This window comes from Staphylococcus croceilyticus (assembly GCF_002902575.1).
Lineage (GTDB): Bacteria > Bacillota > Bacilli > Staphylococcales > Staphylococcaceae > Staphylococcus > Staphylococcus croceilyticus.
The window spans coordinates 1-13,695 of sequence record NZ_PPRD01000049.1 but is presented as its reverse complement, the minus strand read 5'-3'; the positions used below and the strand labels follow the sequence as shown (position 1 = coordinate 13,695).

Here is a 13,695-nt window from a genome sequence, read left to right as displayed (position 1 = left end):
ATTTTAAAGAAATATTTTATAATAGTTAATTGTTAATTAAATTTTAATTGAATTTAAAATGTCGAAATCATCAATTTATGAGTCAAATATTTACATAATTTTCATAAACAGAAGTTTGAAAATATTGTACAAGAAAGATATAATAATCACTATGAAAGCGTTTCCTTAGGAGGTAGTTGAATGGAGAATGAACATCAAGAATATGTAGAAAAATTAGTAGACATTCTTAAATCTAAATGTCGAAAATCTTTTAAATTTCATGGGGAAGTCGCTATGCAGTTATTTTTAAATGATAACTTTAAGCTACCTTCGAAAGTTGATATATGTGTTGAAAGAAAATATTTAGTCGAAGTGTTAAGAGTAATTCCTTCAGCTTACACATATAATTATTATAATAAAAATAATGAGAAGATGGATAAAGATAAATTAAATGTGCCGGAAGTAGCACATATAGATGTCACAATTAATAACAAAGTAGTTCTGAATATCTTTATTTATGATGTTGTAAACGAAGAGTGGATATTTAGATTAGATGATAATATCCGCATACCTAAAAATAGTATATATTTCCATTCGCTCACTTGGAATGTCGATTATATAAAGCCAGAAATCGTGCTTATGTATGATTTGATGGATAACCAAAATTATCATCAATTGCCCAATTATAAAAGGGTACTTGAAGCGTTAAGTTACTATCAATTTGTTATATTAAAAATGGTTGTGGGAGAGCAAAGAATCAAAGAGGCTTTAACACAAAGCTAAGCTTCTCAGAAAATTTTAGAAAGAAAAAAAGCAACTGATAAGGTTGAGACAATTGATGTTGTCTTCTTCCCATATCAGTTGCTTTTTATTACTTTTTAGCACATAAGTTTTTTAAACAAACACCATGATAGCAATATTCATAAGTTGATAACACTGCTTTATCAGCGTCTTCAACCGAAATTCCAAACATCATTGAAATTTCTGAAGCACCTTGGTTGATCATTTTTAAGTTAATATTAGATTCTGCTAATGCATGCGTAATTTGATGGGCGGTACCTACAGTTTTATTCATTCCTTCGCCTACAACCATTAAGATAGCCAAGTCATGTTCGATACTTAATTCATCAACTTCGCAATTTCTTCGTATAGCATTTAAAACTTCTTGTTCTTTTCCTTTAATTTGGTGTGTACGCATAATAATACTGATACTATCGATTCCAGATGGCATATGGTCAAAAGAAATATTGTAATCTTCAAGAATTTCTAATATTTTAAGAGTAAACCCAACTTGTCTATTCATCAAATATTTTTTTACGTTAATTACTGTAAAGTCTTTATCACAACTTATACCAATAATAACCTCTTTATCATTTATGTCACGATCGTGTTTAATAAATGTCCCTTTATCTTGTGGACGATTAGTATTTTTAATGACTACAGGAATTCTATGCTTATATAAAGGTTGTAGTGCTTCATCATGGAATACGCCAAAGCCTGCATAAGATAATTCACGCATTTCTCTATATGTAATTTCATTGATAAGTTCTGGATTTGTTATAACATTTGGATTTGCTTTGAAAATACCTGATACGTCAGTGAAGTTTTCATAAAGAGATGCTCTTACTCCTCTAGCAATAATTGCACCAGTGATATCTGATCCTCCGCGAGGGAACGTCACGACATAATTATGCTTAGATACTCCAAAGAAACCAGGAATAATAATCTTCCCTTCAATGTCTCTCAGTTTATAAATTTGATCGTAAGCTTCTTCTAAAATTTGCGCTTGTTGAGGGAAATCAGTGACTAAAATACCAGCATCTTTAGGAGAAAGGTAGGTTGTTTTAACACCTTGAGAATCATTATAACTTGCGATAAGTTGTGCATTAAAATTCTCACCGCATGATAATAAAGCATCATATAAACGTGGAGGTTCATCTTTTAATGTTTTAATAATGTGTTCAAGTGTTTCATCAATTGTAGTTAGTAATATCATATCCATTTCTAATTCTTCTAAAATATCTGCATAGCGCTGGATAATTTCCTTTTTCTTATCTTGATAATCTAAACCATTGAGTACCTTTTCATATAAACGTATTAAAAGATCAGTTGTTTTTATATCATCTTTGTGTCTTTTACCAGGAGCAGAAACAATAATGATTTTACGTTCGTCATCGTCGTTTACGATTTTAAGGACTTTTTTAATTTGAGTTGCATTTGAAACAGAACTACCGCCGAATTTAGCTACTTTCATAAATTGTATCAACCTTTCTAAAAAATCAGAAAATTCTATTTAATTTTCTGATACCGCATGGTAATATATATCTATATATTCACTTTTTACGCTAAAAAAGTCCTATCGATTTAATATGATTTAATAGTATACTATAATAAAGTATATTTCAAGAAAACAATTGTATTTCTCAGTAATACAAATGGGGGAAGATATTTATATGAAAGAATTGAACGTTGCTTTACTTGGTCTAGGAACAGTTGGGTCAGGTGTAGTAAAAATCATAGAAGAGAATAGACAACAAATTAAAGATACGCTCAATAAAGATATTGTTATTAAGCATATTTTAGTTCGTAATAAGTCTAAAAAAAGACCTATCAATATTAGTCAATATCATTTAACTGAAGATGTAGATGAAATCTTAAATGATGATTCGATTGATATCGTTATTGAAGTAATGGGAGGAATTGAACCTACAGTTGATTGGCTTAGAGATTCGCTTAAACGCGGTAAGCATGTTATTACAGCGAATAAAGATTTGCTAGCCGTACATTTAAAACTTTTGGAAGACTTAGCTGAAAAACAAGGGGTAGCATTAAAGTTTGAAGCAAGTGTCGCAGGCGGTATTCCAATCGTTAACGCAATTAATAATGGATTAAATGCCAATAATATTTCTAAATTTATGGGAATTTTAAATGGTACTTCTAATTTTATTCTTTCTAAAATGACGCGTGAACAATCATCTTTTGAAGAAGCACTAGATGAAGCAAAACGATTAGGGTATGCAGAAGCGGATCCTACTGACGATGTTGAAGGTATTGATGCAGCACGTAAAGTTGTAATTACTTCTTATTTATCATTTAACCAAGTTATTAAATTAAATGATGTAAAAGTTAGAGGGATTAGTAACACTACATTAAGTGATATCAATGTAGCAGATAAACTAGGCTATAAGATTAAATTGATTGGTAAAGGAACATATTATAACAGTAAAGTTTCAGCATCTGTAGAACCAACGTTAATACATAAATCTCACCAATTAGCTGCAGTAGAAAATGAGTATAATGCTATTTATGTTATTGGTGATGCTGTAGGAGATACGATGTTCTACGGTAAGGGCGCAGGTAGTTTAGCTACAGGTAGTGCGGTAGTCAGTGACTTATTAAATGTAGCATTATTCTTCGAATCTAACCTACATACGCTTCCTCCACACTTTGAATTGAAGACGGATGAAACACGTGAATTAATGGATAATGATGAATCAGTTTCTATTAAGGAAAAGCTAAATTATTATGTTGTTATTCATAGTGACAAATCAATTGAAAAATTTGAAGATGAACTAAAAGCAATATTACCTTTCCATAAATCACTCCAAATAGACACAAGAGATGAAACATCTTATGGTGTAGTTATTATTGGATTAGACGCATCTCCAGAAGAAGAACTAAGTAAAGCAGGATTGAATGTTGAAAAAATTTATCCAGTTGAAGGAGTTTAATAATTATGAAAAGATGGCAAGGATTAGTAGAAGAATTTAAAGAATATTTACCTGTGAATGAAGACACACCTCATTTAACACTTAATGAAGGTCATACACCACTTATCCATTGTGAAAATTTATCAGCAATGTTAAATATTGACTTATATGTGAAATTTGAGGGTGCTAATCCCACAGGTTCTTTTAAAGACCGTGGTATGGTAATGGCTGTCACTAAAGCAAAAGAACAAGGTAAAAAAGTAGTTATTTGTGCTTCAACTGGTAATACATCAGCTTCTGCAGCAGCATATGCCGCTAGAGCAGGTTTAAAAGCAATAGTAGTTATTCCTGAAGGTAAAATAGCATTAGGAAAGTTATCTCAAGCTGTAATGTATGGTGCTGAAATCGTTTCTATTGAAGGTAATTTCGATGAAGCTCTAGAAATCGTTAAAGAAATAGCGGCAAATGATGATGAAATTGAATTAGTTAATTCAGTAAACCCATATCGTATCGAAGGTCAAAAAACAGGTGCATTTGAAATTGTTGAACAATTAGAACAAGCACCAGATGTTTTAGCAATCCCAGTAGGAAATGCTGGAAATATTACTGCATATTGGAAAGGATTTAAAGAATATCATGAGAAAAAAGGTAGTCAATTACCACAATTATTTGGTTTCCAAGCAGAAGGTGCATCTCCAATTGTGCAAAATAAAGTAATTAAAAATCCTGAAACAATTGCAACAGCTATTCGTATCGGTAATCCTGCTAGCTGGAGTAAAGCAACAAAAGCCTTAGAAGAATCAAACGGTTTAATTGATAGCGTAACAGATGAAGAAATTTTAGAAGCTTACCAATTAATGACTTCAAAAGAAGGCGTATTTAGTGAACCTGCAAGTAATGCTTCTATTGCTGGTCTTATTAAATTACATCGTGCAGGTAAGTTACCAAAAGGTAAAAAAGTTGTAGCTATTTTAACTGGTAATGGTTTAAAAGACCCTGACACAGCTATTTCTATTTTAGATAATCCTATTCAACCGCTTCCGAATGATAAAGCAAGTATCATTGATTACATCAAAGGAGCATTATAAATGAATAAATATTTGCACCTTAAAATTCCAGCATCAACTGCTAATTTGGGAGTAGGATTTGATTCGATTGGAATGGCTATCGACAAATATTTGAATTTATATGTTCATAGAATTGAAGGGGACGAGTGGGAATTTGAGTATTTAAGTCCAGAACTAAATAGTCTTCCTAATAATAAGGACAATTATATATATCAAGTCGCCCAACAAGTCGCTACTAAATATAATATCGAGTTACCAACATTAAAGGTTGAAATGAGAAGTGATATTCCATTAGCAAGAGGGTTAGGATCTTCAGCATCAGCATTAGTTGGAGCTTTATATATAGCTAATTATTTTGGTAATATACAACTTTCTAAATATGAACTACTACAATTAGCAACCGAATTTGAGGGACATCCTGATAACGTAGCGCCAACAATATATGGAGGACTATTAGCAGGATATTATAATCCAGATACTAAAGAAACAAATGTAGCGCATATTGATGTACCTGATGTGGATGTTATTTTAACTATTCCTCCATATGAGTTAAAAACTGAAGATTCTCGAAATGTTTTGCCGGATAATTTTTCACATAAGAAGGCAATTCAAAATAGTGCGGTTAGTAATACTATGATTTGTGCTTTAATCCAACATAATTATGAACTTGCTGGGAAAATGATGACACAAGATGGTTTTCATGAGCCATATCGTCAACATTTAATTCCAGAATTTGAAAAGGTAAAAGCATTAGCTAACAAATATGATGCCTATGCTACAGTGATTAGTGGTGCAGGTCCTACTATCTTAACGTTAAGTCGTAAAGAAAAAAGTGGCGAGCTAGTAAGGGCGTTAAGACATCAAATTACACATTGTCATTCTGAATTAGCTACAATTAATCAAGTAGGTGTAGTTGAAGAAATTGTGTATCCTTCTTAAATTTATTGTAAAATGATAGCAAGTGATTTTTGAAAGGAGCACCATAAAGATATGAGTAATTTCAAAGTGATAGTAATGGATATGGACGACACTTTAATTAATAGTGATAATAAAGTAAGTCCTGAAACAAAAGAATATTTGATAGAGCTTCAAAATCAAGGCTACAAAGTTATTCTTGCTTCTGGGCGACCAACTGAGGGCATGTTGCCAGTAGCTAAAGAGTTACATTTAGATAAATATGATAGTTATATCATTAGTTATAATGGTGGAAAAACAATCAAAGTAGCCACTGAGGAAGTTGAAGTCAGTAAAAGCGTCTCAAAAGAGGACTTTGACGAAATTGCAGACTTCTGTAGAGAAAAGAACTTTTTAGTGCTAACTTATCAAGATGGTCATATCATTCATGATGGTGATCACGAATATAGAGACATTGAATCTCAACTTACGGGTTTACCGATGAAAAGAGTGGACGATATCAAAGAGTATATCCATGAAGATGTACCTAAGGTAATGGGTGTAGATTATGTAGAGAATATTACAAATGTAAGAGATGCTTTACATGGTTCATTTAATTCCAACATTGATGTCACTACAAGTAAACCATTTTTCTTAGAATTTATGGCTAAAGGCGTGTCTAAAGGTAATGCCATTAAAGCGTTATGTGAAAAGTTAGATATTCCTTTAAAAGAAGTAGTATGCTTTGGCGATAGTTTAAATGACCAGTCTATGTTTGAAGTAGCAGGTTATTCTGTAGCTATGGGAAATGCTACTGAAGAATTAAAAGAAGTTGCGGATAAAGTAACATTAGATAACGATTCTAATGGTATACCAGCCGCTTTAAAAGAAATTTTATAAACAATAAAAAGCATGAGTAACTTTCATTTACGTTATATTTACTAAAATTCACTTTAGTAAAACGTTAAAAAAGTACTCATGCTTTTTTACTTTTTTAAAACTATTTAGCGGTATGGGTCCAATCATGTTTACCACGATAGCGTTTGACATAAGCGTAAACTTGGTCCGCTGCATAATCTAAATTGGTATAAACAGTAATAGTGTATGCTGATTGATTATCGTTAAATGGTTCGTTACTAAACACATCTTTTAAATGAATAAATAAATTCTCCATTTGGTCGTGTTTAAGACTTGGGTACTCTCGTAAAGTACGTTTAAGTAGTTGACCATTTTTCTCTTCGAGAGATTGGACTATGATTACAAAACGCTCTTCACTTTTAATGACATCGTCAAATAAATTTGTTTGACCAACCATCTTTCTCACCTCTAAATCGATATCTTTAGATTAATTATACAGAATAAATTAGACTGTGAAAATACGCATTATACGTTTCTATAAAAACGAACAGTTGAGAGAAAGGGATATGTATTTTCATATCCGATATTCTCTCAACTGTTCGCTTATATTAATATAAAATTTTAAATTCTAAATATTAATTATTATGATAATGATGAGGTGTAATATCCATTTCATCTAATTTAACATATTTTGTTTTTCTAATTACTTTATGCACTAAGAAAATTAATGCTAAAACAATTAAAGGCAAAATATTAACGATGAACTTACCTATATTACCATTGAATAAATCCCCAATTGAATTACCAAAATATAGGAAAATAAGTGTTGCAAATACTAAGATTGGACCTAGAGGGTATAAAGGTGATTTATAAGGTAGTAATGTATTAATATCTTTACCTTGACGTTTTATCGCTCTACGTAAACGAACTTGGGCCCATGAGCTCGCTGCCCATACGATGATTACCAATGATCCAATAATATTTAATAAACTGAATACTGCATTAGAATAGAAGTTAGCAATAATAATGATTGCTACAATTAAAATGTATGTCGTAACTAATGCACGTAAAGGAAGTTTAGTGTTTTTATTTAATTTACTTAAAAATTTAGGTGCTTGTTTTTCATCACTTAAAGAGAATAGCATTCTACTTGTAGTATACATTCCAGAATTTGTCGCTGATAATAATGAAGTTAAAATAACTGCATTAATAACTGAAGCAGCGAAAGCAATACCAATTCTATCAAATACAATTGTAAATGGACTTTGAGATACAGATTCATGTTCATTTAATAAAAGTGGATCTGTATAAGGAATGATAGCTGCTATAACAGCGATAGATAACACGTAAAATAATAAAATTCTCCAAAATACTTGTTTAACCGCTTTAGGCATTGTTTTTTCAGGATTATCTGATTCCCCAGCCGTTACAGCGACAACTTCTGTACCGCCCACTGAGAAACCAGCCACAAGTAATACGCCTAAAAAGCCTGAAAAGCCTCCAACAAACGGTGCTTGCCCTTTAGTATAATTTTCAAAGCCATAAGTGTGGCCACCTAGAATACCGACAATCATTAAGAAACCAACAATGATAAATACTATAATTGTAATAACTTTGATTAATGAAAGCCAAAACTCAGTTTCACCGAATGCTTTAACCGTAAAAATGTTTAACAGGAATATTATAGTAATGAAAATTAAACTCCAAGTGAGCGGACTAAAGAATTTAAAAACATCCCAATAAAATAAAACATTTGATGCGACCATGACGTCTACGCTTGAAACTAAAGACCACATTATATAATATAGCCAGCCCATCGTGAAACCTAGAGAAGGGTCTACGAAGCGGGTAGCATATGAACTAAAGGAACCTGATACAGGATAAAAAGTAGCAAGTTCTCCAATTGATGACATTAAAAAATAAAGCATGACGCCGATTAATAAATAAGCTAAAATAGCGCCTCCAGGACCAGCTTGAGCTACAACATTACCAGTAGCTACAAAGAGACCTGTACCGATTGCCCCGCCAATTGCAATCATGGATATGTGTCTTGAACTAAGACCACGTTTCATATTGTTATCTTCCATAAGTTGTCTCCTATACAAAAATTAAATATACACATCATTTTAATGCTTTTAGCTTAAGTATTCAATAACTTTTGAACAATTCATTCTAAAAATTTTTAATTTTCTGATTTTTATAGAAATAGTGAACAGTGTTTTATTCATAAGGAAAATGGGTTTAATTATAGTAGTTACTAGATTATAATTATTACAAAGTAATGAGAGGAGATTTATAATGTCTAAAGAAAATAAAAAATTGACTGGTTTATTCGGACATCCTGTTTCAGATAGAGAAAATAGCATGACAGCAGGTCCGCGTGGTCCGTTATTAATGCAAGATATATATTATTTAGAACAAATGTCACACTTTGATCGTGAAGTTATTCCTGAACGTCGTATGCATGCGAAAGGTTCAGGTGCTTTTGGCACATTTACAGTAACTAATGATATTACACAATATACAAGTGCGAAGATATTCTCAGAAGTTGGCAAACAAACTGAAATGTTTGCACGTTTTTCAACAGTTTCAGGTGAACGTGGCGCAGCTGACTTAGAAAGAGATATTCGTGGTTTTGCTTTAAAATTCTATACAGAAGATGGTAACTGGGATTTAGTTGGAAACAACACACCTGTATTCTTTTTCAGAGACCCAAAATTATTCATTAGTTTAAACCGTGCTGTTAAACGTGACCCACGTACTAATATGAGAAGTCCTCAAAATAACTGGGATTTTTGGACAGGTGTTCCAGAATCATTGCACCAAGTTACTATTTTAATGTCTGACCGTGGTATGCCTAAAGGTTTCCGTAATATGCATGGCTTTGGTTCACATACATATTCAATGTACAATGACAAAGGTGAACGTGTGTGGGTTAAATATCATTTTAGAACACAACAAGGTATTGAAAATTATACAGACGAAGAAGCGGCTGAAATTGTAGGTGGCGACAGAGACTCTTCTCAACGCGACTTATTTAATGCGATTGAACGTGGAGATTATCCTAAATGGAAGATGTATATTCAAGTGATGACTGAAGAACAAGCTAAAAATCATCCAGATAATCCATTTGATTTGACTAAAGTTTGGTATAAAGATGAGTATCCTTTAATTGAAGTAGGGGAATTTGAGTTAAACCGCAACCCTGAAAATTATTTCATGGAAGTTGAACAAGCTGCATTTGCGCCTACTAATATTGTTCCTGGTTTAGATTTCTCACCAGATAAAATGTTACAAGGTCGTCTATTTTCATATGGTGATGCACAACGTTATAGATTAGGTGTCAACCACTGGCAAATCCCAGTAAACCAACCTAAAGGTGTAGGCGTAGAAAATCTATGTCCATTTAGTCGTGATGGTCAAATGAGATTCCTTGATGGAAATCAAGGTGGCGGCCCTCATTATTATCCAAATAATCAAGGCGTTTATGATTCACAATCAGAATATAAAAAACCACCATTCCCTGTAGATGGCGATGGTTATGAATACAATCAACGCCAAGATGATGACAATTACTTCGAACAACCAGGTAAATTATTCCGTTTACAAACAGATGATGCAAAAGAAAGAATCTTCAAGAATACAGCAAATGCAATGGATGGTGTATCTGAAGATGTAAAACGTAGACATATTCGCCATTGTTATAAAGCTGACCCAGAATATGGTAAAGGGGTAGCAAAAGCATTAGAAATTGATATTAATGATATCGATTTAGAAACTACAGAAGATGAAACATACGAAAACTTTAAATAGATAAAAAATATTAATTGCGCATAAGTGTATCTTATGGTAAAATTTTAAATCGTAAGAATTCCTAGTTGTATAAGAAAGGATGTTAATTATGCGCGTTAATGTAACATTAGCTTGCACTGAATGTGACGATCGTAACTATATTACGACTAAAAACAAACGTAATAATCCTGAGCGTATTGAAATGATGAAATATTGCCCAAGATTAAACAAACACACGCTACATCGTGAAACTAAATAATCACTTATCTTTTAAATACGACATTTTAAGATAATATTCAAAAGCGAAGGCTGCTGACAAAGTTAAAGAATTTTGTCAGCAGTTTTTTTTTTTATCTTAATATATCAAAAATCTTATTAGAGGCTGGGACATAAATAATATAATGGTGCTATTTTGCAAATTCGCAGTAGCTGCCTGAACTGAGAAGGTGCTTATATCAAGCTTTTCTCAGTTCTAGTGGGGCCCCAGCACAGAGAATTTCACTAAGAAATTCTACAAGCAAAGCAAGCTGGGGATCGGGGCCCCAGTACAGGAACTTTCGATAAGAAATTCTACAAGCAAAGCAAGCTGGGGATTGGGGCCCCAGCACAGGGACTTTCGAAAAGGAAAGTCTACAAACAAAGCAAGCTGGGAGTGAACGACGAATTTAAAAAGAATTCTGTCCCACTCCCACTTGCAAATAAAAGAAGATGTGTTAATATATAAAACGTAATTATTACGATTTATAGAAGGAGATATCAATTTATGGCTAAAAAATCAAAAATCGCAAAAGAAATGAAACGAGAAAAATTAGTTAATCAATATTATGAATTAAGAAAAGAATTAAAAGCTAAGGGTGATTACGAAGCTTTAAGAAAATTACCAAGAGACTCTTCACCAACGCGTTTAACTAGAAGATGTAAGGTAACAGGAAGACCTAGAGGCGTTTTAAGAAAATTTGAAATGTCTCGTATTGCGTTTAGAGAACATGCACATAAAGGCCAAATTCCAGGTGTAAAAAAATCAAGTTGGTAATCTTTTTTAAAAAGTACTACTTTAGTCCATTTACAATATATATAAAAGGTTGTAAAGTATATAAGGGTGAAAATGATGAATGATTTATGTAAATGTTTTGTAAATTGTTCGGATTTTCAATGTTAAACAAACTTATATAGGGGCTATGAAATTAAAATGAAAATTTTTGACTATGAAGATATCCAATTAATTCCAAATAAATGTATTGTTGAAAGTAGATCAGAATGTGACACAACGGTTCAATTTGGACCAAAGACTTTTAAATTACCTGTAGTACCAGCAAATATGCAAACAGTTATGAACGAAGAGCTTGCACAATGGTTTGCAGAAAATGATTATTTCTACATTATGCACCGTTTTGATGAAGCGGGTCGAATTCCATTTATCGAAAAAATGCAAAATAAAGGTTTATTTGCATCAATTTCTGTTGGTGTTAAAAAGAATGAATTCAAATTTGTTGAAGACTTAGCAGAAAAAGGATTAGTTCCAGAATATATCACTATCGATATTGCACATGGCCATTCAGATTCAGTTATTAATATGATTAAGCATATTAAAAAACATTTACCTGAATCATTTGTTATTGCAGGTAACGTTGGAACTCCTGAAGGCGTAAGAGAGTTAGAAAATGCTGGCGCAGATGCTACAAAAGTAGGTATTGGACCAGGAAGAGTTTGTATTACTAAAATTAAAACAGGATTCGGTACAGGCGGTTGGCAATTAGCTGCATTAAATATTTGTAGCAAAGCTGCTCGTAAACCTATTATTGCCGATGGTGGTATTAGAACACACGGCGATATCGCTAAATCTATTAGATTCGGCGCAAGCATGGTAATGATTGGTTCATTATTTGCAGCACACGAAGAATCTCCAGGTGAAACTGTTGAATTAGAAGGTAAACGTTATAAAGAATATTTTGGTAGTGCTTCTGAATTCCAAAAAGGTGAACACAAAAATGTTGAAGGTAAAAAAATGTTTGTAGAACATAAAGGTTCATTAAAAGATACATTAACAGAAATGCAACAAGACCTTCAAAGTTCAATTTCATATGCTGGAGGTAAAGATTTAAAATCATTAACAACAGTAGATTATGTAATTGTTAGAAATTCAATTTTCAATGGGGATAGCGACAGAGGTTAGTAATTAAAGTGGCAGGTGTAGCTTATTAAAAAATTTCTATTATTTTCATTATTATTGTTGTTCTTTATTCTCTTAGTGCCACTTAACGAAAGCCAACCACTCATTCATTTACAAAATGATGTTAAAGCAAAAGTCAATAATTGGATGAATGGGGACGCTAGTCTTAAAAATAATAAGTTAAAAGTTCCGAAAGACCAGGAATTTGCAATTAATAATATACAATTGAATATGTCTAAAAGTGAAGTTGAAAAACAATTAGGCCAACCTAAAAGAGTGACTACGAATGAATATGGATTAAAATGGTCTACTTATTATGATGGCAATTATAATAATTTTATTATGGTGAGCTATTTAAATAATAAGGTCAATGCGCTATATAGTAATCAAAATATTATTACGTCTAAATCTAAAATAAAATATAATACACCTAAAGATGTTGTTGAAAAACGTTTAGGTGAACCTGTAAATGAAGTGGTTAAAGGAAGATATCGTTTCGAAGTTAAAGATGACGAATATGATGTTTTTCATAAAGATCACGTGTATTCCACAGTTTTTTATGATAAACATAACAACAATGGTGTAACTGCTTTATTATTAGTCAGTGAAGCAATGGAAAATCAACTGTCTCAACAATATGGAGCACCTTCGTCTGCTTTAGAAAAAAGCTATGAATATCAAGATTTTGATTTAGTAAATGCTGAACGTAAACAACATGGTTTAAATACCTTAAGTTATTCAGCTAATCTATCCCATACAGCTAGAAAACATAGTGATGATATGGTGAAAAATAATTACTTTGATCATACAGATTTAAAAGGAAATTCGCCATTTGACCGTATGCATAAAGATGGCATTACATTTGATTCAGCTGGAGAAAATCTTGCTTATGGACAAAAGAGTAGTATCTATGCTCATGAAGGGTTAATGAATTCTTTAGGTCATCGTAAGAATATTTTAAATGCCGATTTTACTACGTTAGGTGTCGGCGTAGATTTTAATAATAATCGTCAGCCATATTGGACTGAAAATTATATTGGAGAATAGTTTAAATATTGAAAGTTTGGGGTATCTTTTCATTGATAAGGAAGTTGATAAAATGACTACTAAAACAAAAGATAAAAAAGACATTCTAGATAAAGTAAAAGATATTTTAAACAAAAAAGACACAGTTGAAAAAAAGAACTAGAGCTAGCCAAAAAAGGCTAGCTCTAGTTCTTTATTA

Annotated in this window: 13 protein-coding genes; 10 read left to right on the top strand and 3 right to left on the bottom strand. The window is 32.1% G+C overall.

Features of this window, described 5'->3' with window-relative positions; genetic code table 11:
• Positions 1-180: 180 nt before the first annotated feature.
• Positions 181-762, top strand: a complete 582-nt coding sequence (locus tag CD128_RS07135) for a hypothetical protein (protein WP_103329332.1) — start codon at positions 181-183, stop codon at positions 760-762.
• Between the two features lie 88 nt (positions 763-850).
• Here the strand turns inward: CD128_RS07135 and CD128_RS07130 are convergent, their stop codons facing one another.
• Positions 851-2,233 carry an aspartate kinase gene (locus CD128_RS07130; RefSeq protein ID WP_103329331.1) on the bottom strand — a complete coding sequence of 461 codons (1,383 nt, stop codon included), beginning with the start codon at positions 2,231-2,233 and terminating at the stop codon, positions 851-853.
• Positions 2,234-2,432: 199 nt separating this feature from the next.
• On the opposite strand from CD128_RS07130, the gene CD128_RS07125 reads away from it, so the two are divergent.
• The 4 genes from CD128_RS07125 to CD128_RS07110 are packed head-to-tail and all read left to right on the top strand — an operon-like array spanning position 2,433 to position 6,550.
• Complete coding sequence (locus CD128_RS07125) at positions 2,433-3,710, top strand: homoserine dehydrogenase (RefSeq protein WP_103329330.1); 1,278 nt, start codon at positions 2,433-2,435, stop codon at positions 3,708-3,710.
• A 5-nt stretch (positions 3,711-3,715) separates the two neighbouring features.
• Positions 3,716-4,777, top strand: a complete 1,062-nt coding sequence (gene thrC, locus CD128_RS07120; RefSeq protein WP_103329329.1) for a threonine synthase — start codon at positions 3,716-3,718, stop codon at positions 4,775-4,777.
• Positions 4,778-5,695, top strand: coding sequence for a homoserine kinase (gene thrB / locus CD128_RS07115; RefSeq protein ID WP_103329328.1), 918 nt, complete (start codon positions 4,778-4,780; stop codon positions 5,693-5,695). It abuts the gene before it with no gap.
• Positions 5,696-5,746: 51 nt separating this feature from the next.
• Positions 5,747-6,550, top strand: a complete 804-nt coding sequence (locus CD128_RS07110) for a Cof-type HAD-IIB family hydrolase (protein ID WP_103329327.1) — start codon at positions 5,747-5,749, stop codon at positions 6,548-6,550.
• 100 nt (positions 6,551-6,650) lie between these two features.
• Here CD128_RS07110 and CD128_RS07105 read toward each other — a convergent pair whose 3' ends face one another.
• Positions 6,651-6,965 (bottom strand): hypothetical protein, encoded by a 315-nt coding sequence (locus tag CD128_RS07105; RefSeq protein ID WP_103329326.1) that lies wholly within the window; start codon positions 6,963-6,965, stop codon positions 6,651-6,653.
• Positions 6,966-7,143: 178 nt separating this feature from the next.
• Positions 7,144-8,595 carry an amino acid permease gene (locus CD128_RS07100; protein ID WP_103329325.1) on the bottom strand — a complete coding sequence of 484 codons (1,452 nt, stop codon included), beginning with the start codon at positions 8,593-8,595 and terminating at the stop codon, positions 7,144-7,146.
• Positions 8,596-8,806: 211 nt separating this feature from the next.
• On the opposite strand from CD128_RS07100, the gene CD128_RS07095 reads away from it, so the two are divergent.
• The 5 genes from CD128_RS07095 (at position 8,807) to CD128_RS07075 (ending at position 13,517) form a co-directional block, all read left to right on the top strand.
• Complete coding sequence (locus CD128_RS07095; RefSeq protein WP_103329324.1) at positions 8,807-10,321, top strand: catalase; 1,515 nt, start codon at positions 8,807-8,809, stop codon at positions 10,319-10,321.
• A gap of 88 nt (positions 10,322-10,409) precedes the next feature.
• Positions 10,410-10,559 (top strand): 50S ribosomal protein L33, encoded by a 150-nt coding sequence (gene rpmG, locus CD128_RS07090; protein WP_103329323.1) that lies wholly within the window; start codon positions 10,410-10,412, stop codon positions 10,557-10,559.
• 504 nt (positions 10,560-11,063) lie between these two features.
• Entirely contained in the window at positions 11,064-11,333 is a 270-nt protein-coding gene (gene rpsN / locus CD128_RS07085) for a 30S ribosomal protein S14 (RefSeq protein ID WP_011275862.1), read from the top strand.
• A gap of 156 nt (positions 11,334-11,489) precedes the next feature.
• Positions 11,490-12,473, top strand: coding sequence for a GMP reductase (gene guaC / locus CD128_RS07080; RefSeq protein WP_103329322.1), 984 nt, complete (start codon positions 11,490-11,492; stop codon positions 12,471-12,473).
• 24 nt (positions 12,474-12,497) lie between these two features.
• Positions 12,498-13,517 (top strand): CAP domain-containing protein, encoded by a 1,020-nt coding sequence (locus CD128_RS07075; protein ID WP_197730769.1) that lies wholly within the window; start codon positions 12,498-12,500, stop codon positions 13,515-13,517.
• Positions 13,518-13,695: the final 178 nt, after the last annotated feature.

What these genes read in the sequence shown, in the direction of transcription:
- CD128_RS07135 (WP_103329332.1), top strand. Translation starts at nt 181, where the DNA reads ATGGAGAATGAACATCAAGAATATGTAGAAAAATTAGTAGACATTCTT.
- CD128_RS07130 (WP_103329331.1), bottom strand. Translation starts at nt 2,233, where the DNA reads ATGAAAGTAGCTAAATTCGGCGGTAGTTCTGTTTCAAATGCAACTCAA.
- CD128_RS07125 (WP_103329330.1), top strand. Translation starts at nt 2,433, where the DNA reads ATGAAAGAATTGAACGTTGCTTTACTTGGTCTAGGAACAGTTGGGTCA.
- thrC (WP_103329329.1), top strand. Translation starts at nt 3,716, where the DNA reads ATGAAAAGATGGCAAGGATTAGTAGAAGAATTTAAAGAATATTTACCT.
- thrB (WP_103329328.1), top strand. Translation starts at nt 4,778, where the DNA reads ATGAATAAATATTTGCACCTTAAAATTCCAGCATCAACTGCTAATTTG.
- CD128_RS07110 (WP_103329327.1), top strand. Translation starts at nt 5,747, where the DNA reads ATGAGTAATTTCAAAGTGATAGTAATGGATATGGACGACACTTTAATT.
- CD128_RS07105 (WP_103329326.1), bottom strand. Translation starts at nt 6,965, where the DNA reads ATGGTTGGTCAAACAAATTTATTTGACGATGTCATTAAAAGTGAAGAG.
- CD128_RS07100 (WP_103329325.1), bottom strand. Translation starts at nt 8,595, where the DNA reads ATGGAAGATAACAATATGAAACGTGGTCTTAGTTCAAGACACATATCC.
- CD128_RS07095 (WP_103329324.1), top strand. Translation starts at nt 8,807, where the DNA reads ATGTCTAAAGAAAATAAAAAATTGACTGGTTTATTCGGACATCCTGTT.
- rpmG (WP_103329323.1), top strand. Translation starts at nt 10,410, where the DNA reads ATGCGCGTTAATGTAACATTAGCTTGCACTGAATGTGACGATCGTAAC.
- rpsN (WP_011275862.1), top strand. Translation starts at nt 11,064, where the DNA reads ATGGCTAAAAAATCAAAAATCGCAAAAGAAATGAAACGAGAAAAATTA.
- guaC (WP_103329322.1), top strand. Translation starts at nt 11,490, where the DNA reads ATGAAAATTTTTGACTATGAAGATATCCAATTAATTCCAAATAAATGT.